This window comes from Streptomyces sp. WM6386 (assembly GCF_000972385.1).
Taxonomy (GTDB): Bacteria; Actinomycetota; Actinomycetes; order Streptomycetales; family Streptomycetaceae; genus Streptomyces.
This window is the reverse complement of sequence record NZ_JXTE01000068.1, coordinates 16,162-36,328: the sequence shown is the minus strand read 5'-3', so window position 1 is coordinate 36,328 and position 20,167 is coordinate 16,162. Positions and strand designations below refer to the sequence as shown.

General features: G+C 71.7%; 22 protein-coding genes. 14 read left to right on the top strand and 8 right to left on the bottom strand.

Annotated elements, in window-relative coordinates:
• Positions 1-8 precede the first annotated feature (8 nt).
• Positions 9-1,646: a sensor histidine kinase gene (locus tag TN53_RS32320; protein WP_046262308.1), complete on the top strand. Its 1,638-nt coding sequence runs from the start codon at positions 9-11 to the stop codon at positions 1,644-1,646.
• Here TN53_RS32320 and TN53_RS32315 read toward each other — a convergent pair.
• A complete protein-coding gene (locus tag TN53_RS32315; RefSeq protein WP_046262307.1) occupies positions 1,632-2,339 on the bottom strand; it encodes a response regulator transcription factor in 708 nt (235 codons plus the stop codon). The genes TN53_RS32320 and TN53_RS32315 overlap by 15 nt on opposite strands.
• A 210-nt stretch (positions 2,340-2,549) precedes the next feature.
• Here TN53_RS32315 and TN53_RS32310 point away from each other — a divergent pair, with 210 nt between their 5' ends.
• Complete coding sequence (locus tag TN53_RS32310) at positions 2,550-3,389, top strand: tryptophan 2,3-dioxygenase family protein (protein ID WP_046262306.1); 840 nt, start codon at positions 2,550-2,552, stop codon at positions 3,387-3,389.
• A complete protein-coding gene (kynU, locus tag TN53_RS32305) occupies positions 3,382-4,566 on the top strand; it encodes a kynureninase (protein WP_046262305.1) in 1,185 nt (394 codons plus the stop codon). The genes TN53_RS32310 and kynU overlap by 8 nt, the downstream gene beginning before the upstream one ends.
• 74 nt (positions 4,567-4,640) lie before the next feature.
• Here the strand turns inward: kynU and TN53_RS32300 are convergent, their stop codons facing one another.
• Positions 4,641-5,249, bottom strand: coding sequence for a TetR/AcrR family transcriptional regulator (locus tag TN53_RS32300; RefSeq protein ID WP_046262304.1), 609 nt, complete (start codon positions 5,247-5,249; stop codon positions 4,641-4,643).
• Between the two features lie 197 nt (positions 5,250-5,446).
• Between TN53_RS32300 and TN53_RS32295 the strand changes: the two genes are divergently transcribed.
• From TN53_RS32295 to TN53_RS32265, 7 genes are all read left to right on the top strand, one after another.
• Complete coding sequence (locus tag TN53_RS32295) at positions 5,447-6,346, top strand: alpha/beta hydrolase (RefSeq protein ID WP_046262303.1); 900 nt, start codon at positions 5,447-5,449, stop codon at positions 6,344-6,346.
• 442 nt (positions 6,347-6,788) lie between these two features.
• Positions 6,789-7,685, top strand: coding sequence for an alpha/beta hydrolase (locus tag TN53_RS32290; protein WP_420719146.1), 897 nt, complete (start codon positions 6,789-6,791; stop codon positions 7,683-7,685).
• A gap of 1 nt (position 7,686) precedes the next feature.
• Positions 7,687-8,922 carry an acyltransferase family protein gene (locus TN53_RS32285; RefSeq protein WP_095046852.1) on the top strand — a complete coding sequence of 412 codons (1,236 nt, stop codon included), beginning with the start codon at positions 7,687-7,689 and terminating at the stop codon, positions 8,920-8,922.
• Positions 8,923-8,962: 40 nt separating this feature from the next.
• The gene (locus TN53_RS32280; protein ID WP_046262319.1) at positions 8,963-10,252 is read left to right on the top strand and encodes a sensor histidine kinase; all 1,290 of its coding nucleotides are present in this window, start codon (positions 8,963-8,965) and stop codon (positions 10,250-10,252) included.
• On the top strand, positions 10,249-10,923 hold the full coding sequence (locus TN53_RS32275) for a response regulator (RefSeq protein WP_046262301.1): 675 nt from the start codon (positions 10,249-10,251) through the stop codon (positions 10,921-10,923). The genes TN53_RS32280 and TN53_RS32275 overlap by 4 nt, the downstream gene beginning before the upstream one ends.
• 124 nt (positions 10,924-11,047) lie before the next feature.
• Positions 11,048-12,388 (top strand): sensor histidine kinase, encoded by a 1,341-nt coding sequence (locus TN53_RS32270; RefSeq protein WP_234441749.1) that lies wholly within the window; start codon positions 11,048-11,050, stop codon positions 12,386-12,388.
• Positions 12,385-13,059, top strand: coding sequence for a response regulator (locus TN53_RS32265; RefSeq protein ID WP_046262299.1), 675 nt, complete (start codon positions 12,385-12,387; stop codon positions 13,057-13,059). The genes TN53_RS32270 and TN53_RS32265 overlap by 4 nt, the downstream gene beginning before the upstream one ends.
• 132 nt (positions 13,060-13,191) lie before the next feature.
• Here TN53_RS32265 and TN53_RS32260 read toward each other — a convergent pair whose 3' ends face one another.
• From TN53_RS32260 to TN53_RS32250, 3 genes are all read right to left on the bottom strand, one after another.
• On the bottom strand, positions 13,192-13,503 hold the full coding sequence (locus TN53_RS32260; RefSeq protein ID WP_046262298.1) for a hypothetical protein: 312 nt from the start codon (positions 13,501-13,503) through the stop codon (positions 13,192-13,194).
• Positions 13,500-13,745, bottom strand: a complete 246-nt coding sequence (locus TN53_RS32255; protein ID WP_159038225.1) for a hypothetical protein — start codon at positions 13,743-13,745, stop codon at positions 13,500-13,502. Before TN53_RS32255 ends, TN53_RS32260 begins: the two co-directional genes overlap by 4 nt.
• Before the next feature lie 137 nt (positions 13,746-13,882).
• Complete coding sequence (locus TN53_RS32250) at positions 13,883-14,296, bottom strand: ATP-binding protein (protein ID WP_046262296.1); 414 nt, start codon at positions 14,294-14,296, stop codon at positions 13,883-13,885.
• 197 nt (positions 14,297-14,493) lie between these two features.
• Here TN53_RS32250 and TN53_RS32245 point away from each other — a divergent pair, with 197 nt between their 5' ends.
• The 4 genes from TN53_RS32245 to TN53_RS32230 are packed head-to-tail and all read left to right on the top strand — an operon-like array spanning position 14,494 to position 17,243.
• Positions 14,494-15,345, top strand: a complete 852-nt coding sequence (locus TN53_RS32245; protein WP_046262295.1) for a helix-turn-helix domain-containing protein — start codon at positions 14,494-14,496, stop codon at positions 15,343-15,345.
• Positions 15,345-15,542, top strand: coding sequence for a DUF397 domain-containing protein (locus TN53_RS32240; protein ID WP_046262294.1), 198 nt, complete (start codon positions 15,345-15,347; stop codon positions 15,540-15,542). Before TN53_RS32245 ends, TN53_RS32240 begins: the two co-directional genes overlap by 1 nt.
• Positions 15,521-15,988, top strand: coding sequence for a VOC family protein (locus TN53_RS32235; protein ID WP_046262293.1), 468 nt, complete (start codon positions 15,521-15,523; stop codon positions 15,986-15,988). Before TN53_RS32240 ends, TN53_RS32235 begins: the two co-directional genes overlap by 22 nt.
• A 52-nt stretch (positions 15,989-16,040) precedes the next feature.
• A complete protein-coding gene (locus tag TN53_RS32230; protein WP_046262292.1) occupies positions 16,041-17,243 on the top strand; it encodes a cytochrome P450 in 1,203 nt (400 codons plus the stop codon).
• Here TN53_RS32230 and TN53_RS32225 read toward each other — a convergent pair.
• The 3 genes from TN53_RS32225 to TN53_RS32215 form a co-directional block, all read right to left on the bottom strand.
• Positions 17,226-17,501: a hypothetical protein gene (locus TN53_RS32225; protein ID WP_046262291.1), complete on the bottom strand. Its 276-nt coding sequence runs from the start codon at positions 17,499-17,501 to the stop codon at positions 17,226-17,228. The genes TN53_RS32230 and TN53_RS32225 overlap by 18 nt on opposite strands.
• A 138-nt stretch (positions 17,502-17,639) precedes the next feature.
• Positions 17,640-19,223 carry an ABC transporter permease gene (locus tag TN53_RS32220; protein ID WP_046262290.1) on the bottom strand — a complete coding sequence of 528 codons (1,584 nt, stop codon included), beginning with the start codon at positions 19,221-19,223 and terminating at the stop codon, positions 17,640-17,642.
• The gene (locus TN53_RS32215) at positions 19,220-20,131 is read right to left on the bottom strand and encodes an ABC transporter ATP-binding protein (RefSeq protein ID WP_046262289.1); all 912 of its coding nucleotides are present in this window, start codon (positions 20,129-20,131) and stop codon (positions 19,220-19,222) included. Before TN53_RS32215 ends, TN53_RS32220 begins: the two co-directional genes overlap by 4 nt.
• Positions 20,132-20,167 lie beyond the last annotated feature (36 nt).

Genomic DNA, 20,167 nt, shown 5'->3' with positions numbered 1-20,167 from the left:
GGACCGCGATGAGCTTCCGGATCAGGGTGCTCGGTCTGCTCATGGTGGTCGCGCTGGCCGCCACCGCCGCCACCGCCTGGCTGACCCTGCGCCAGGCCAACCGGCAGGTTCAGGAGACCGCCGCGGCCGGCCGGCAGGAGGTCTCCCGGATCACCGGCGAACTGCACGCGTACGGATTCGCCCACGGCACCTGGGAGGGACTGTCGCCGACCGTGGCCGAGCTCGCCCGGGACACCGGCCAGCGCATCCGGGTCGCCACCGAGACCGGCAGTCTGCTCGCCGACTCCGACGCCCTGGCCGGCCGCACCCCCCGGGCGCTGAGCGGTCAGCCCGCGGTGCTGGTCGACGCGCGCCCCGTCCTGAGCGTCCCCGAGGGCAAGGTGCCCCGGATGTCGCTGAAGCAGACGGCCCTCGCGATCTCCGACTACCGCGCCGCCCTGGCGTACGCGGCCTGTCTGACGCGGGCGGGAGCCGAGGTGACGGCCCGGCCGGGCGCGACCGGTGTCCCCCGGATCAGCACGGACCGTCGCCCCTCGCAGTGCCGGGAGCCGAGCGGAACAGCGGATCCGCGGACCCAGCAGGACCTCGACGCGCTCCGGCCGTGCGAGTCCGAGCAGCCGATCGCCGCCTGCCTCCAGCGGGTGTTCAACGAGCGCGTCGGCGCCACCGCCCCACCTCGCCTGGAGATCCGCCTCGGCTTCCGGAACGAGTCACCGCCCACCCTGGCCACCGCGCCCACCGTGGCCGTCGCGGTGGGGGTCGCCCTCGCGGTCATCCTGGGCGCCCTGCTGCTGAGCCGGGCCGTACTGCATCCGGTGCGGGCCATGACACTCGCGGCGAAGGAGCTGGGCGAGGGGGACCTGGCCCGGCGGGTCCCCGTCTCCGGCCGGGACGAGATCGCCCAGCTCGGCGGCGCCTTCAACCGCATGGCGGACTCCCTCCAGGCGGGCGAGGAGCGCCAGCGCCGCCTCACCGGTGACATCGCGCACGAGCTGCGCACTCCGCTGGCCAATCTGCGCGGCTATCTGGAGGCCCTGCGGGACGGTGTCGTCGAGCCGACCCCGGAACTGCTCGCCTCGCTCCACGAGGAGGCACTGCTGCAGCAGCGGATCGTGGACGATCTTCAGGATCTCGCCCTGGCGGAGGCCGGCGCGCTCACCTACCACCCCGTCGCGATCGATCTGCGTGACCTCCTGGAGGCCGGCCGCACCGCCCACCGCGCCCAGGCCGAGGCGGCGGGTGTCGCGCTCGAGCTTCAGGCGCCGGGGCCCGTGATCGTGACCGCTGACCCGGACCGGCTGCGCCAGGTAGTCGGCAACCTGGTCGGCAACGCGCTGCGGGCCACCGCGGCGGGCGGGACCGTGACCCTGGCCCTGCTCCCACAAGGTCTCGCACGGGGCGTACCGGTCGTCGCGGAGATGGAGATCCGGGACACCGGCAGCGGGATATCGGCCGAGGACCTGCCGCATCTCTTCGACCGCTTCTGGCGGGCCGACGCCTCCCGGGGGCGGGCGACCGGCGGCAGCGGCCTGGGGCTGTCCATCGCCCGCCAGATCGTCACCGACCACCGGGGCACGATCGAGGTGCGCAGCGAGGTAGGTGTGGGTACGACCTTCACGATCACTCTGCCTTCAGGAGCGCGCTGAGTCCGAGCCCTCCGCGAGGCGGTAGCCCCTGCCGTACACCGTTTCCAGGAGGCGTGGCCGCTGCGGGTCCGCCTCCACTTTCCGGCGCATGTTCATCATGTGGGCGTCGACGGTCCGCTCCATGACGTCCCGGTCGAAGCCGAAGACGCGCTCGATGATCTGCGCCCGGGTGAAGACCCGGCCCGGTTCCCGCGCCAGCATCTCCAGGATGGCGAACTCCTTCGCGGTCAGCGTCACCGGCCGTCCGGCGACGCGGACCTCGAAGCGCGCGGTGTCCAGCTCCACCGCACCGACGCGCAGCACCGCGGGCTCCGCGGCACCGCCGGAGTTCCTGGAGCGGCGCAGCAACGCCCGTACCCGTGCGGTCAGTTCGCGGGGGCTGTACGGCTTGGTGAGGTAGTCGTCGGCACCTAGGTCCAGGCCGAGGAGCATGTCCTCCTCGGTGGTGCGGGCGGTCAGCAGCAGGATCGGGACGGCCGACTCGGTGCGCAGGATGCGGCAGACGTCGAGTCCGTCGACCAGCGGGAGCATCACGTCGAGCACGATGAGATCCGGCTTCGACGAACGGGCCCGTTCCAGCGCCGCGCGGCCGTCGGCCACGACGTGCACCGCGTTTCCCTCCCGCTCCAGGTAGATCCGGATCAGTCGGGACTGCTTCTCGTCGTCCTCGGCCACCAGAATCCGAGCGTTCAACGCTTCTCCCCCAGCACAGACCTTCCCCGGCGCGGTCCCGCGCGCTCCAGAACCGTAGTACAGGCGGCGGCGCCGGGTCCGCCCGGTGTGATGGGGCGAACCTTGCCATTTCGCGGGACCATCGAAGAGGATGCCTGGCGGGGACCGGGGCCCCCGTGTCGGTAACGGCAGGGGCGGACCGCTACCCGGAGTACATAACAGGAGACAGCGATGTCCCACGAGGCTCATGACATTCAGGAGCCAGAGACTCCGCATCTCGACTTCGAAGGCACGACGCCGTACGAGGACTACGTCAAGGCGGACGTGCTCACCCACCTCCAGCACACCCTCTCCGACGATCCCGGAGAGATGGTCTTCCTGGTCACGACCCAGGTCATGGAGCTGTGGTTCACCGTCATCGTCCACGAGTGGGAGACCGCCGCGCGAGCGCTCCGCTCCGACGACGTGCCGGTCGCGGTCGACGCCCTGAAGCGTTCCGTACGCGAGCTGGACGCGCTGAACGCGTCCTGGAAGCCGCTCGGACAGCTCACGCCGGCCCAGTTCAACTCCTACCGTGCCGCCCTCGGCGAGGGCTCCGGCTTCCAGTCCGCGATGTACCGCCGGATGGAGTTCCTGCTCGGCGAGAAGTCCGCGTCCATGCTCGTGCCCCACCGTGGCGCTCCGCGTGTGCACGCGGAGCTGGAGAAGGCGCTGCACGAGCCGAGCCTGTACGACGAGGTGCTGCGGCTGATGGCGCGGCGCGGGCACGCCATCCCGCAGCCGGTGCTCAGCCGTGACGTGGCGCGGCGGTACGAGCCGTCGGCCGAGGTCGAGGCGGCCTGGACCGTCGTCTACTCCGGTGACGCCACGGACGAGGTCGCCCGGCTGGGCGAGGCGCTGACCGATGTCGCCGAACTGGTGTGGCGCTGGCGCAACGACCACCTGGTGGCGACGCGGCGCGCGATGGGCGCCAAGGCGGGCACGGGTGGTTCGGCCGGGGTGGCCTGGCTGGAGAAGCGCGCGCAGAAGAACGTGTTCCCCGAGCTGTGGACGGCACGGTCCCATGTCTGAACTCATCGTGCGTGCCGAGAAGTTGGATGCCGCCGACGAACTGGCGGCCCTGCGTGCGCAGTTCGTGCTCGACGACGTTGTGTACCTGGACGGGAACTCGCTGGGTGCGCTGCCCGCCGCCGTCCCGGGGCGGGTCGAGGACGTCGTACGACGGCAGTGGGGTGCGTTGCGCATCCGGTCCTGGGACGAGAGCGGCTGGTGGACCGCGCCCGAGCGGATCGGCGATCTGATCGCCCCGCTGGTGGGGGCGGCGGCCGGGCAGATCGTGGTCGGTGACTCCACAAGTGTCAACGTGTTCAAGGCACTTGTCGCGGCGGTCAGGATGGCGGGGCCCGGCCGGGACGAGATCGTGGTCGACGCGACCACCTTCCCCACCGACGGGTACATCGCCGAGTCCGCGGCCCGGATGACCGGCTGCACGCTGCGTCCCGTGACACCGTCCGAGGTGCCGGGGGTGCTGGGTGAGCGTACGGCGGCCGTGCTGCTGAACCATGTCGACTACCGCACGGGCCGGCTGCACGACCTGCCCGGGCTGACGGCGGCCGTGCACACGGCCGGTGCCGTGGTGGTCTGGGACCTGTGCCACAGCGCGGGCGCGCTGCCGGTGGGCCTTGACGAGCACGGGGTCGACCTGGCGGTCGGCTGCACCTACAAGTACCTGAACGGCGGCCCCGGTTCACCGGCGTATCTCTATGTGCGCTCCGCTCTCCAGGACCGTTTCGACTCCCCGCTGCCCGGCTGGAACTCCCACGCGGAGCCCTTCGGGATGCGGCCCGACTACGAGGCGGCGCCGGGCGCGCTGCGCGGGCGGGTCGGCACGCCGGACATCCTGTCGATGCTGGCGCTGGAGGCGGCCCTTGAGGTGTGGGACGGCGTCCGAATCGAGGCGGTGCGCGCCAAGTCCCTCGCGCTGACGGACTTCTTCCTGGAGTGCGTGACCGCGTATGTGCCCCTGGGACGGGTGGAGTCGGTGACTCCGGCGGCCCACGGGGAGCGCGGCAGTCAGGTGGCGTTGCGCTGCGGCGACGCCGGGGATGTGATGAAGCGGCTGATCGAGCGGGGTGTGGTCGGGGACTTCCGGTCGCCGGACGTGCTGCGGTTCGGGTTCACACCGCTGTACGTCGGGTTCGCGGACGTGGAGCGGGCGGCTCGGGTGCTGGGGGAGGTCGTGGCGTGAGGGGGTGCTGTCGCGGTTCGGTGGTCGCTGGTTGAGCGCCGGGTCGCGACGGCCTGCCGGTGCGGGCAGGCCTGTCACCCGCCGGTGGCGTACACCCCCGCCAGGGCTGCCGCGTGGGCCGCTCGGGCGGCGCGGTCGGCCGCTGCCGGGTCCGGGGGCGTTCCGGTGGTCAGCAGCGCGTAGTAGAGCGGTGCCGACACCGCTCGTACGACGGCCTGCGCGTCGGTGCCCCGCGGCAACTCCCCGCGCTGTACGCCCTGTTCGACGCAGGGGGCCCACTCCGTGACCCGGACGTCGTAGAAGCGGCGCAGGGCCTGTGCCGTACGTTCGTCGCAGGTGGCCGCCGCGATCACCGCACGGAACAGGGGGCCCTGTCGGGGGTCGGCGAGAGTGCGCTGCACCAGGTGGGAGTTGGCCTGGAGGTCGCCCAGTACGGATCCGGTCTCCTCGCGCGGCAGCGACTGTTCGGCCATGTCGGCGAGCAGATCGGCGACCAGTGCGGTGACGGAGCCCCACCGTCGGTACACGGTGGTCTTGCCGACCTCCGCCCGACGGGCGACGTCCGCGAGATCGAGATGCGCGAATCCCTGCTCGGCGAGCACGTCACCGGCCGCCCGCAGCACGGCCGCACGGACACGTGCGGTACGCCCTCCGGGACGCAGGGTGCCGGGCTCGGCGGACATAACGGCCTCCTTGGTGCGTGCTGGGCTTCCGGCGCCAGAGTAACGACACAGCAGAACCGTTTACCCCTCACCGAGCGTGACATCCGCGTTGTCCGTGCACGTCACCGGCCTGGTAGCGTCCCCGCCAACGGCCGAATTCTCTCCAGGTCCGCCAATCCGTCTCGTCCAAATACGTTATGTCGCTGAGAGGTTGGAGCATGCCGGACGACTCCGCAGCAGCCCGGGCCGCCGCCGAGGAGGAGTCGGCCTTCTCCCACCCGCCCGTCGACCCCGACGTCAGCGCGGTGTATGGGGACCACCCCGACCAGGTGATCGACTTCTACACACCGAAGGGTGACGTCAGCCTCGCGCCGCTCGTGGTCGTGCTGCACGGGGGTGCGTGGCGCGCGCCGTACGACCGGCGCCACATCACTCCGTTCGCGGACTTCCTGACGCGGCGGGGATTCGCGGTCGCCAACGTCGAGTACCGCAGGGGCGCGGTGCTGCCGGGGCAGGGCGGGCCGGAGCCGGGCGCGGGGTCCGTCGCGGGGCCTGTCGCCGGGCGGTGGCCGGACACGTTCGACGATGTCGCGGCGGCGCTGGACGCGCTTCCCGATCTCGTACGGCAGCTCGTGCCGCAGGCCGATCCGCGGCGCATGGTGATCACCGGGCACTCGGCCGGCGGTCACCTGGCGCTGTGGGCGGCGGCTCGTCATGTGCTGCCCGCGGACGCCCCGTGGCGCACGGACCGGCCCACGCCGCTGCGGGGCGTGGTGGCGCTGGCTCCGATCGCGGACTTCACGGTCGCGGGGGAGCTGGACGTGTGCGGGGGCGCCGCTCTTCAACTCCTCGGTGGTGAGGCGCACTTCGGGGAGCGACGGCCCTACGCGGACCCCGCGCTGCTGCTGCCGACCGGCATCGCGACGACGCTCGTCCAAGGGCGTGCGGATGTGGTGGTGCCGGAGGCCGTCGCCGAGTCGTACGCGGACGCGGCGGCGAAGGCGGGGGAGGTGGTGGGGGTGACGTTGCTGGAGGACGTCGGTCACTTCCCGCTGATCGATCCGGCGGCGGACGCGTGTGCGGTGGTCGTGGAGGAGATCGCGCAGTTGGCGTGGTGACGGTGCCGGCCCGGTGACGGCGCCTGCGGCGGTGCCGAGCCGGGGCTGACCCGGCGCCTGTGATACCCGTAGTACCTGAGAGCTACGTCGCGAATTGGCTCCCCGGCGGGACGTGGACGACGCGCTCGGATCCGTAACTTCCCCACCAGAAAAGCCCGATGGACGGGCGGACTGAGGGGAGGCGGCTGTGGGGTTGGCGACGGGGGTCAGGGCGGCGGCGCCGAGGGCGACCGCGCGGGTCCGACGCGGAGGCGGGCGGGCACAGCCGCGCAGGGATGAGCCGTCGCCGCCGCGCAGGGATGAGCCGTCGCAGCCGCGCACCTCGACGGCGTCGGAGTCGGAGTCGGAGTCCGCGGCGTCCGCGAGCGCCCCCGCCCGGCCACCACACCGCCGTACCCACAGATGGCGCCGAGCCGTCCTCGCCGCCCTCATCACCGGCGCCGTGGTGCTCCCGCTCTCGGCCGCGACCCACGCCGAGATCCCGGCCCCGGCCCCCGCGACCCTCGCCCCCCTGACGGCAACCACACTGGACGAGGCCTACGCGGCCAACCGCGCCAACGCCGCGGAGGCGTCCCGCATGGCCGCGGCCCACGGCGACGACGCGAGGGCCGCCGCCGACCGAGCTCTGGCGGCCCCCTCCCGGCACGTCCTCCACTTCGACGGCCGGGGCTCCGGCCGGGCCACGGAGGTCTTCGGCGACCTCGCCCACGCGGACCACATCGCCGTCCTCGTCCCCGGCTCCGACACCTCCCTCGACACCTACGACCGCTTCCACAGGGCCGCGGCCGCCCTCCACAGGCAGTTGACCCGCACCGGCCCCCACACGGCCGTCATCGCCTGGCTCGGCTACGAAACCCCGGCCACGATCAGCCCGACCGTCACCACCACCGGCCGAGCCGACCAAGCTGCCCCCCATCTGCGCGGGTTCCTGCGCCAACTCCACGGCATAGCCGGCCGGCAGGCCACCGTCTCCCTCCTCTGCCACAGCTACGGCTCGGTCGTCTGCGCCCGAGCCGCCACCGACCTGGACGCGACCGATCTGGTCCTCCTCGGCAGCCCCGGCACCGGCGCCGACGACGCCGCGGCCCTGCACACCCGCGCCCGCGTCTGGGCGGCACGCGGCAGCGACGACTGGGTGGCCGAGGTCCCGCACGTCAGGACCGACCTGTTCGGCATCACCGTCGGCTTCGGCACCGACCCCGTGTCCCCGGCCTTCGGCGCACAGGTGTTCGCCGCGGGCGACGGCGGCCACAGCGACTACTTCACCCCGGGCTCGGTCTCCCTGACCAACCTGGCCCGGATCGTCCTGGGACAGACCTCGGAGGTGACCCGTGCGTGACATGACCCAGCGCTCCACAAGCGGCATACGACAGGGCTGGGCGGCCGTACGCGAGGGCGCCGCCCGCGTCGACGAGGCCACGCCCGCCGGCCGCGACCGCGCGGTGGACGCCCTGCGCGCCTTCGCGATCCTCGGCGTGGTCCTCGGACACTGGCTGGTGACCGCCCTGGTCGCCGACGGCCGCGGCCTGCACACCGCGAGCCCCCTCCAGCATCTGCCCTGGCTCGCCCCCATCTCCTGGGCCTTCCAGACCCTCGCGGTGTTCTTCCTGGTCGGCGGCCATGTGGCGACCAAGAGCCACGCCTCGGCACAGGCGCGGGGCACGACGTACGGCGAGTGGCTGACCGCCCGGCTGTCCCGGCTGTTCAAACCGGTCGCCGCCGTCCTCACCCTGTGGACGGTGATCGCCGCCGGCCTGCTGCTCACGGGCGCCGAGTTCGGGACGGTCCACACCCTGGTGAAGCTGGCCCTGTCGCCCCTGTGGTTCCTCGTCGTGTTCGCCGCGCTGACGGCGGCCACCCCCTTGCTGACCCGGCTGAGCCCCCTGTGGCCGCTGGCCGTCGTCCTCCACGTGGACCTGCTCCGCTTCGGCCTCGGCGGCCCCTCCTGGCTCGGCTGGGTCAATGTGGCGGCGGGCTGGCTCGTCCCGTACACCCTCGGCGCGGCCTGGACCCGCGGCGAACTGGACCGTCGACGTGCGGGCTGGATCCTGCTGACCGGCGGCGCGGCGGTGACCGCGGCCCTGGTCGTCCGGGCCGGCTACCCGGCGTCGATGGTCGGTGTCCCCGGCGCCCCGGTCTCCAATCTGAACCCGCCCACGCTGGCCGCCGTCACCTTCGGCCTGGCCCAGTGCGGTCTGGCCCTGCTGCTGCGCGACCGGCTGCGCCGAGCGATGCGCCGCCCGTCGGCCTGGGCGGCGGGCGCCCTGGTGAACCTCTCCGCGATGACGATCTTCCTCTGGCACCAGACGGCCCTGATGGCGACCACGGCCACCGGCCTCCTCGCCGGCCGCCTCCCGGGACTGCACACCGTCCCGGACGGCCTCGGCTGGGTCGCCGCCCGCCTCGCCTGGCTCCCGGTGTTCACGCTCGCGCTCGCCGTCTGCTGGACCGCGTTCCGCTCCTGCGAACAGGGCGGCCGCCGGAGCCGGACTCCGCGGCAGGCGAGCAGCTCACGAGTGGTCCGGGCACACCGCCCGTCCGACCGGGAGACACCGGTGGGGGTGACCCGTGTCTAGGGTGGGGCGCGTGACGGGAACGGGGATCCAGCACATGGTCATGGGCCGTGTGCTGCGCTGGCTGCGCCTGCTGCGCGAGGACCTGTGGACCACCCGCGCGGATCCGCTGCCCGCGTCGGTGTGGCTGCGCTGGCTGCCGCACGGCCTGCTCTGCCTGGCCGCGTTCGGCGTCACGGTCGGCGCGCTGCCCCAGCTCCAGGACAACGCCGGAGTGGCCTTCGGATGGGCCTCCCTCGTCGCACTCGGCCAGGGCGGCGCGGTGGTTCTCGCGATGTGGCGTCCGATCCCGGCGTGGTGGCTGTCCATGACGGCCACCGTGATGGGGGCCATCGCCGTGCACGGGAAGCTCGGGGGGCCGGCGGGCGGCTTCACCTGGCCCTGGACGGCGGCCGGGATCATCGGCCACCTGCTCGTGCTCCTGCTGCTCGCCCTGCGCGTCCGCACCCGGGCCGCCGCGGAGGCGCTGGCGCTGACCGCACTGGCCACCTACGCCCTGCAGGGACTGTGGGGCGGCCCGGACTACCAGTCCACCGGGGTCCTCGCGGTCGCCCTCGCCACAGTTGTCGTGGTGCTCGGCATCGCCCTGCGCGGCCGCCGCGAGGCCCGTCAGGAACTCGTCCAGCAGACCACCCTCACCGCCGAGGAGCGTGCCCGGCGCACCCTGCTGGAGGAGCGCAGCCGGATCGCCCGCGAACTGCACGACGTGGTCGCCCACCACATGTCGGTGATCTCCATCCAGGCCCAGGTCGCCCCGCACCTGGTCGAGAACCCGTCCGAGGAGCTCAAGGAGAACCTGGCCGGCATCCGGCAGAACGCGCTGGAGGCGCTCACCGAACTCCGCCGCGTCCTGGGCGTCCTGCGCTCCGAGCACCCCGACTCCCCGGACCCCGTGGAGCCCGGCACCGGCACCGCCCCGCACACCCCGCAGCCCACCCTCGACCGGCTCGACGCGCTGGTGGAGAACACCAAGGCGGCCGGACTGCGCGTCGAGGTCGACGTGCGGGGCGAGCCCCGCGCACTGCCGCCCGGCCTGGAGCTGTCGGCGTACCGGATCGTGCAGGAGGCGCTCAGCAACGTTCTGCGGCACGCGCCGGGCGCGGTCGCCCATGTCGAACTCCGGTACACCGCCTACGGGTTGATCGTGGAGGTCGTCAACTCGCCGCCGACACAGGCAGCGGCGCCCTCACCCGGCGCCGGGCACGGCCTGCTCGGCATGCGGGAACGGGTCGGGATGCTCGATGGTTCCATGACGGCACACCCTCTTCCGGACGGCGGCTACAAGGTGTTCGCGTTCCTCCCGACCGGCGATCTCAAGGACGGCACCGTATGACGAGCAGCCCCATCCGCGTACTCATCGCCGACGACCAGCAGATGGTCCGGCAGGGCTTCACCGTGCTGCTCAACACCCAGCCGGACATCGACGTGGTCGGCCAGGCGGTCGACGGCCTGGACGCCGTGGCGAGGGTCGCCGAACTCGCCCCGGACGTCGTGCTGATGGACATCCGTATGCCCGAGCTGGGCGGCATCGAGGCCACCCGCCGCATCACCGAGGCGACCCCCGAGATCAGGGTGCTCGTGCTGACCACGTTCGACCTCGACGAGTACGTCTACGAGGCACTGCGCGCCGGTGCCTCCGGCTTCCTCCTGAAGGACGCCTCCGCGGACCAGCTGGCCGAGGCGGTCCGGGTGGTGGCGGCCGGCGACGCCCTCCTCGCGCCCGGCATCACCCGACGCCTGATCACCGAGTTCTCCCGCCTGGGCGACCGCCCCCGCGGCCCGCTCAAGGAACGCGTCGGCGACCTGACCGAGCGCGAGACGGAGGTCCTGGCGCTCATCGCGGCGGGCCTGTCGAACGCGGAGATCGCCGCGCGGCTGGTGGTGGCCGAGCAGACGGTGAAGACCCATGTGGGGCGGATCCTGGTGAAGCTGGGCCTGCGGGACCGCACGCAGGCGGCGGTGTTCGCCTACGAGTCGGGGCTGGTGCGGCCGTCGGGGTACTGAGCGCCCGCCGACGGGCCGTCCTGGTCACAGGCCCGGGCAGGACCCGTAGTACCTGAGACGGACCCCGAAGGACCCCTCTCACTGGTGACGACCGCGGCCCCCGCCTCCGCCTACGGTTCCGTATGTGACCGAGACGACCCATATGCAGACGCCGCCACCGGGGGACGGGGCCAAGCCGCGCAGCCCGGAGTACCGGCTGGCCGCGAACGCCCTGCGCGGGCTGCGGCAGGACCTGTTCCACGACGCCTTCGCCTACCGCCCGCTGCCCCGGATGCGGGTCGACGGCCCGCTGACCCGGCGGCTGCCCGGCCGCCTGCGCGAGTACGTGGCCTGGACACCGCACGCCGTGCTCGCCACGATCGCCGTGATCACCCTGCTCATGGCCACGGTCGACACCGGCGACGCGGCCCTGCTCCTCGGTCCGCTCGCCGTGCTCCCGATCCTGCTGAGCATGCTCCGGCCGGTCGGGGGCTTCTGGCTGTCCATGGCCGCCACTCCGGTCAGCCAGGTCTTCGGCAACACCTATGAGGGCTATCCCTGGCTCCCCGCCAGCTTCGCCTGCCATCTGACCGTGCTGACGGTCGTGGCCCTACGCACCAGACCGCGCACGGCCGCATACCTGTGGGCCGTCACCGCGGCGTACGGCTTCGTGGCGGACGTGGCCTTCGGACCGGCTTCCTACTACGGCGACGACACCGCCCCCATGCTGGTCTTCTCCGCACTGATCCTGCTCGCCGTCGCCGTCTGGCACACCCGCAGGGAGGCCCGGCAGGAGGTGACCGCGCAGCAGACGGTGACCGCGCAGGAGCGCTCCAAGCGCACCCTGCTGGAGGAGCGCACCACCATCGCCCGCGAGCTGCACGACGTGGTCGCCCACCACATGTCGGTCGTCGCCATCCAGGCCGAGGCCGCGCCCTACCGGGTGGAGAACCCGCCGCCGGAGCTGGAGCGGGCCTTCGCGACGATCCGGGAGAACGCGGTGGCGGCGCTCACCGAACTCCGCCGCGTCCTGGGCGTGGTCCGCGCCGAGGACTACGAGGCCCCGGACGCCCCCCAGCCCACCCTTGCCGACCTCGACGTGCTGCTCGCCAATGTGCGCGACACCGGCCTGAGCGTGGAGAAGACGGTGACCGGGGCGGTGCGTGAACTGCCGCAGGGCGTGGAGCTGTCGGCGTACCGAATAGTCCAGGAGGCCCTGAGCAACACCCTGCGCCACGCGCCCGGCGCGAGCGCCCGTGTGGAGATCGGCTATGTCCTCGGCGGTCTGGGTCTGCGCATAGTCAACGACGCGCCGCCCGCGCGGGCGCTGCTGAAGCCCTCGCCCGGCGCCGGGCACGGCATCACGGGCATGCGGGAGCGGGTGTCGATGCTGAACGGCGAGATGACGGCGGTCCCGACGGACGACGGAGGCTACGAGGTGACGGTGTTCCTCCCCGTTGCCCGGGCGAGCGACGGTGAGGCATGAAGCAGGACACCATCCGCGTGCTGATCGCGGACGACCAGATGATGGTGCGCGAAGGCTTCTCCGTCCTGCTCAACGCGATGCCGGACATCGAGGTCGTCGGCGAGGCGGTCAACGGCCGCGAGGCGGTGGACCGGGTCCGTGAACTCGCCCCGGACGTCGTGCTGATGGACATCCGCATGCCCGAGCTGAACGGCATCGAGGCGACACGAGAGATCGTCGCGGCGGACGGCGCGGCGAAGGTGCTGGTCCTGACGACGTTCGACCTGGACGAGTACGTGTACCAGGCGCTTCGGGCGGGCGCCTCGGGCTTCCTGCTGAAGGACGCCTCGGCCCGTCAACTGGCGGAGGGCGTGAGGGTGGTGGCCTCCGGCGAGGCCCTGCTGGCGCCCTCGGTCACCAAACGCCTGATCACGGAGTTCTCGAAGCTCTCCGACTCCCCGCGCCTGATGTCCTCCGCACACTCGGCGTACGGCGAACTCACCGAGCGCGAGACGGAGGTCCTGGTTCTGATCGCCCAGGGCCTGTCGAACGCGGAGATAGCCGAGCGCCTGGTGGTCGCGGAGTCCACGATCAAGACCCACGTCAGCCGGATCCTGGTGAAGTTGGGTCTGCGAGACCGGACGCAGGCGGCGGTGTTCGCGTACGAGGCGCGGCTGGTGACACCGGGTTAGACACGAGGGCCGGGACAGTGCGTGACCCTCACGCGTGGGGAAACCGTGAGGAATCCGGAAGGTTCGTCAACTTGCCTGGGGCGTCGGGCGGGTCGGGGGCTTCATTCCGTGCGCCGATCCACGGGACGCCGCTCAGAACCCGGCGCCACCGGCGAGGCGTACGGGGGACACGAGAGCGATGCGGATCAGACCGGGCTCGGGGGGTGGGGCGTCGTAGACGTAGGTGACGGTCAGAGCGGGGCGGACGTCCGTCCCTTCGACGCGTGTCGTATAGATCTTCATGCCCTCGACGGCGCTCTGGGCTCGCCGACCGAGTGACGGGTTCTTCTCCAGTTCGACTCGCAAGACCTCGACTGCCTCAAGCGCTCCGCCTCCGAGCGCGAGACAGCGGGCGTGGGCCTCACGGGTGATCTCGGCGACGGCCGGCTGTCGGTCGTCGCTCACCGATCGTTGCTCCGAGCCGTGCGGATGTCTGCGACGGCCGCGGCGACGGCCGAGTCGAAGTCGGGATCCTGGCGTGCGGCGACCCGGCCGCGGAACTCCTCGACGAGGCGGACAACACCGGAGAGGTCCGCGGGGTCGGCGTGGTTGATCTCGCGGGCCAGCTCGGCCTCGAAGTCGTCGGCGTCGCCAGGAAAGCCATAGCCCATGGTGAGGGCGGCGCGGAGTTCCCCGATGGTGCGCATGGGGGGGAGATGAGGATGGCCGGACTCTGCCGGGCGGGTGGTCATGGCGTCGGCTCCCTTTCGCAGTGTCGCTTTCACCGTACCCGGACGGTTCCGTGACCGGCTGTGGCTTCCGCACCGAGTTCGTCGAGGCCGACTCACGCCGAGGCCAGTTCGCACCAGACGTACTTGCCGCGGTTGCCGTATCTGGCCTGCGGTTGCCACCCCCACAGGTCGGCGCAGGCCCGGACCAGGGCGAGGCCGCGGCCGTCCTCCGTGTCGGTGAGGTGCTCCGGCGGCCTCGGCGGCTCGGGCGGTTCCGGGTCCGCGTCCCACGCCCCGATCCGCAGCACACCGTCCTTCCAGCGCACCCGGAGTGCCGCGGGGCCCTTCGTGTGCCGTACGGCGTTGGAGATCAGCTCGGTGGCGAGGAGTTCCGCGGTGTCGGTGAGGTTGATCAGGCCGTGCATGGTGAGGATGAGGCGGAGGGTGCGGCGGCAGACGGTGACGGCTCGGGGGTCGTTGGGGATGTAGAGGGAGTACTCCCAGGAGTCGTCGGCTGTTTCGGGCATGCGGGAACTCCGTTTCGGGGGTGGGGGTTGCGCGGCGGCGGTGCCGCGTCCGGCGTGGCAGGGCGGAGCGGTGCAGTTCCGCAGCGTGTGCGTTGCGTCACTAACGGTAGGGCTAAATATTCGGCCCGTGCAAGCCGTTGCCGTAATCTGACCCGCGAACGAGGCAAGTGGGCAAAGGCGTTGGCACGGGAGGGTGCATGGCGGCGAGGAGTCATCCCACCGCGCGGCAGATCCGGCTGGGTTCGGAACTGCGCAAGTTGCGTGAGGCGGCAGGCCTGAAGTCGCGTGAAGTGGCGGCTTTCCTTAACACGCCCCCGGCCCAGATGAGCCAGGTAGAGGCTGGCATCGCGGCCGTCAGTGCGCAGCGGATCCGCCGTCTCGCGGCTCACTGTCTCTGTGAGGACGAGGAGTTCATCAACGCTCTGGCGGCCATGGCCGGCGAGCGCTCACGCGGCTGGTGGGACGACTACCGTGGAGTCCTGCCGCAGGTGAACATGGACGTGGCCGAGGCGGAGCATCATGCGACGTCCCTGCGTGAAATCGTGATCACGTATGTGCCCGGGCTTCTCCAGACGCCGGACTATGCCCGTGCGGTCTTCACGTACATGCGCCCCGAACTGCCCGAGAGCGAGGTGGAGCCGCGGGTGGAGCACCGGATGAGGCGTCGTGTCATCTTCGAGGGCGAATCCCCGACGCCGTACGAGACAGTGATCCACGAGATGGCGCTGCGTGTCCACGTGTCCACACGAGGGACGTCACGTTCCCAACTCCGCTTCATTCTGGACAAGATCGAAGAGGGCCGTGCCAGTGTCCGAGTCATCCCGGTCGACCAGGAGGGTTTTGCCGGCGCCGGGGCCTCGTTGGTGTACCTGGGCGGCCCAGTTTCTCAACTGGACACCGGGCTGCGCGACTCGCCCACCGGCGTCGAGTTCTGCGATGCGCAATCGCAGTTGAAGCACCTCCGGACGCTGTTCCATAAGGTGGAGGGGGCGTCGCTGGACCACGCGGCGTCACGGGACTTCATCCATCGACTGGCGAAGGAACTGTAATGAGCTGGCGGAAGTCGACATACTCCAGCGGCGGCGAGGGTGACACCTGCGTCGAAATCGCGGAACTCCCCACCCAGATAGCCGTCCGCGACTCCAAAGCCCCCCACCGCGCGACCCTCTCCTTCCCCACCCCCGCCTTCACCGCCCTCATCACGCATCTGAAGGGCCACCCCTCATGGAACAGCGAGTCACCCTGATCACCCTCGGCGTCTCCGACCTCGCCCGGTCCAAGGGATTCTACGAAGCCCTGGGCTGGCGGGGCCAAGAAGTCCAGGAGACCGTCTTCTTCCAGGCCGGCGGGCTCGGCTTCGTACTCTGGGGCCGGGCCAAGCTCGCCGCGGACGTCGGTCTGGAACCCGGTAAGGCCAACGGCTTCGGCGGGATCGCCCTCGCGCACAACGTCCGTTCCGAGGCCGAGGTCGACGAACTCCTCGCCACGGCGGAAGCCGCCGGCGGCACCGTCACCAAGCCCGCCGCCGTCAACGAGATCGGCTTCTACTCCAGCGCCTTCACCGACCCCGACGGCCACGCCTGGGAAGTCGCCCACAACCCCGGCTTCCCCCTCGCCGAGGACGGCACGGTCACCCTGCCCGACTTCGGCCAGGCGCCGGACGCCACCTCCGATGGGGCCCCGCGCCGGTGACCCGCTGAGACACCCCTGGTCAGAACGTGGACCGGCGGACTAACGTCCGTCCATGGCAGCCTTCGACCCCTGGGACCCGGCGTTCCTCGCCGACCCGTACCCCGCCTACGCCGAGCTGCGCGCCAAGGGCCGCGTGCACTACTTCGAGGCGACCGACCAGTGGCTCGTCCCGCACCACGCCGACGTCTCGGCGCTGCTGCGGGAACGGCGGCTCGGGCGGACGTATCAGCACCGGTTCACGCACGAGGACTTCGCGCGGACGGCGCCCCCGGCGGAACACGAGCCGTTCCACACGCTCAACGATCACGGGATGCTCGACCTGGAGCCGCCGGACCACACCCGGATCCGGCGGCTGGTGTCGAAGGCGTTCACGCCGAGGACGGTCGAGCAGCTCAAGCCTTACGTCGCCCGGCTGGCCGGTGATCTCGTCGACGGACTGGTCCAGAAGGGGGGCGGCGATCTGCTCACCGATGTCGCCGAGCCGCTTCCCGTCGCCGTCATCGCCGAGATGCTGGGTATCCCGGAGGCCGATCGGGCCCCGTTGCGGCCCTGGTCGGCGGACATCTGCGGGATGTATGAGCTGAGCCCGCCCGAGGATGTCGCCGCGAGGGCGGTGCGGGCGTCCGTCGAGTTCTCCGACTACCTGCGCGAGCTCATCGCCGAGCGGCGCGAGAACCCCGGCGACGATCTGATCTCCGGGCTCATCGCCGCCCACGACGAGGGCGACCGGCTCACCGAGCAGGAGATGATCTCGACCTGCGTCCTGCTGCTCAACGCGGGGCACGAGGCCACGGTCAACGCCACCGTCAACGGCTGGCACGCCCTCTTCCGCAACCCCGACCAGCTCGCGGCCCTCCGCGCCGACCACTCCCTGATCCCGTCCGCGATCGAGGAGTTGATGCGCTACGACACCCCGCTCCAGCTCTTCGAGCGCTGGGTCCTGGACGACATCGAGATCGACGGCACCACCATCCCCCGGGGCGCCGAGATCGCCATGCTCTTCGGCTCCGCCAACCACGACCCGGACGTCTTCCGGCACCCCGACCGCCTCGACCTCACCCGCAAGGACAACCCGCACATCTCCTTCAGCGCCGGTATCCACTACTGCATCGGTGCCCCGCTGGCCCGTATCGAGCTGGCGGCCTCGATGACGGCGTTGCTGGAGAAGGCGCCGGCACTCGCCCTCGCCGCCGAGCCGGAGCGGAAGCCGAACTTCGTGATCAGGGGGCTGGAAGGGCTAGCCGTGGAGGTCTGACCGTCGGCCCACCAGATACGCGATCACGACGGAGACGAGCGCCGGCAGGAGCGCTCCGGCGAGGGCGACGAGGGGGAGCTCGACGAGGACGGCGCCGTAGTCGGTGCCCTCGCCCTCGAAGCCGCCGCCCAGATGACGTCTGGTGCGGGGCGAGGCGGCCCAGACGAGGGTCGCCACCAGCGCGCCGACCGCCGACAGCAGACAGCCACCGCACGTCACCGCGTTCCGTCGGTCCCGGGGGTCCGGTCGCTGCCTCATGCCGGGTAGGACGTGCCTCGCGCCTCCTACGGTTCTCGGAGGAGGCGCAGGAGGTGCTGGAGGCGCAGGCACACTCCCGCACAGCAGCTCATCCCCGCTCCGCCGCTCATCCCCGCTCCGCCCGGGCACTTCGCCCCGTCACGTCGTCATGTCCCGCCGCCGCAACCCGGCCAACCCCACACTCACCAGCACCACCGCCAGCCCGACCAGCACCAGCACCGGCCCCCAACTCATCTCCCCACCGGGCAACTTCGGCAGATGTCCGAACGGCGACACATCCAGCACCGCCTGCGGAGCGTCCAGCGCCGGGCCGACCCAGCCGATCAGCAGGACCGCGCCCGCGACGCCCCACGCGGCCGGGGCCAGTCGTGGCAGCAGGCCGTACAGCGCGGTCGCGAGTCCGCCGATCACCCACACCGCCGGAAGCTGCACCAGGGCCGCCCCCAGGATGGGCCCCGCCTCCTTGCCGTAGCCGACGATGAAGCCGAGGCCGGTCAGGAGCATGATCAGGGCGGAGCCGCCGAAGGCCACCGCCAGATGGCCACAAGCCCAGCGCATGCGGCCCACCGCGTTCGCCAGCACCGGCTCCGCGCGGCCCGACGTCTCCTCGCCGTGCAGCCGCAGCACCGAACCGACCACGTACAGGGCCGCGATGAGCCCCATCATGCCGACCATCGAGGCAAGGAACGCGTCCGTCAGGCCGCTCTGGCCGCCCATCCGCTCGAAGATCCGCCGGGCGTTGTCGTTGTCGCCGACCAGATCCGCCACGCCGTCCGTCAGTCCGCCGTAGACGACGCCGACGAGGAAGAAGGCGATGCTCCAGCCGTACACGCCGCCCCGCTGCAACCGCCAGGCCAGCGCGCCCGCACTGCCGAGGCGTCCGACGGCCGGGCCCGGGCGGGTGGACAGGAAGCTCATGCCGACGTCCCGGCGGCCTGCCAACACGTAGGCGACGAGGGCCTGTGCGCCGACCGCCGCCGTGAACAGGCCCAGCACCCACCAGCGTTCGTGCGCGTACGGGCGCAGGTTCTCCAGCCAGCCCAGCGGTGACAGCCAGGTCAGGGCCGAACTGCCGTCGTCCGTCGCCGAGTCGCCCGCTGCCCGCAGCACGAAGGCCGCACCCAGCACCCCGGCGGTCAGGCCCCGCGCCAGCCGCGCGCTCTCCGTCAGCTGCGCGACGATCGCCGCCACTGTGGCGAAGACCATGCCGGCCGCCGCGATCCCGAGGCCGAGCGCGAGCGCGCCCACCAGCCCCTGGCCGGCCAGGCCCGCCGTCACCAGCAGGGCCAGTACGGCGTTGGCGACCCCCGCCGCCAGCAGTGCCGCCGTCAACGAGGCCCGGCGGCCCACCATCCCCGACGCCACCAGCTCCTGGCGGCCGCTCTCCTCCTCGTCCCGGGTGTGCCGTACGACGATCATCAGGCTCATCGCCGCCGCCAGGAGCCCCGCGTAGACGCCGATGCGCCAGGCGGTCAGCGCGCCCAGCGAGGTGTCGAAGACCGGGCCGATCAGGGCGCGGAAGGAGGCGTTGGTGGACACCTGGTGGATCAGGTCGGCGCGTTCCTGCGGGGTGCCGTACAGCGACTTGAGGCTGTTCGGCATCGACAGCACCATCAGCGTGTTCACGCCGACCCAGACCGGGATCATCAGCCGGTCGCGGCGCAACGCGAACCGCAACAGCACGCTCGTGCCGGTGAGTTGGGGTGCAGCGAGGGTGCTCATCGGGCCACCGCCTCGTCCTGGTGGTGCTCGTCCTGGTAGTGCCGCAGGAACAGCTCCTCCAGCGTGGGCGGCGTCGAGGTCAGCGACCGCACGCCTGATTCGCTCAACTGCCGGAGCAGTCCGTCGAGTTGGTCGGTGTCGACCTGGAGCCGGACCCGGTTCCCCTGGACGTCCAGGTCGTGGACGCCCGGCAGTTTCGCCAACCCGTTGGGCGGGCCCGCGAGTTCGGCTGTGACGCTGGTCCGGGTGAGGTGGCGCAGTTCGGTCAGCGAGCCGCTCTCGACCGTACGGCCCTTGCGGATGATGCTCACCCGGTCGCAGAGCTCCTCGACCTCGCTGAGGATGTGCGAGGACAGCAGGACCGTACGGCCCCGGTCCCGCTCCTCCTCGACACACCGCTGGAAGACTTCCTCCATCAGCGGGTCCAGGCCCGAGGTCGGCTCGTCCAGGATCAGCAGGTCGACGTCCGAGGCGAACGCGGCGACCAGGGCGACCTTCTGCCGGTTGCCCTTGGAGTACGTGCGGCCCTTCTTGGTCGGGTCCAGCTCGAAGCGCTCGACCAGCTCGGCGCGGCGCCGGGTGTCGAGGCCGCCGCGCAGCCTGCCGTACAGGTCGATGACCTCGCCGCCGGACAGGTTGCGCCACAGGGTGACGTCGCCGGGGACGTAGGCGATCCGGCGGTGCACCTCGACCGCGTCCGCCCACGGGTCGCGGCCGAGCACCTGCGCGGCGCCGGAGTCGGCGCGCAGCAGGCCGAGCAGGACACGGATGGTGGTGGACTTGCCGGAGCCGTTGGGGCCGAGGAAGCCGTGCACCTCGCCGGTGACGACGTCCAGGTCGAGTCCGTCGAGTGCGTGGGTCTTGCCGAACGACTTGTGCAGTCCGGAGACGGTGATTGCCTTCGTCATGCTTCAGAACGTACGCTTAGTTCAGAAATTTGTGAA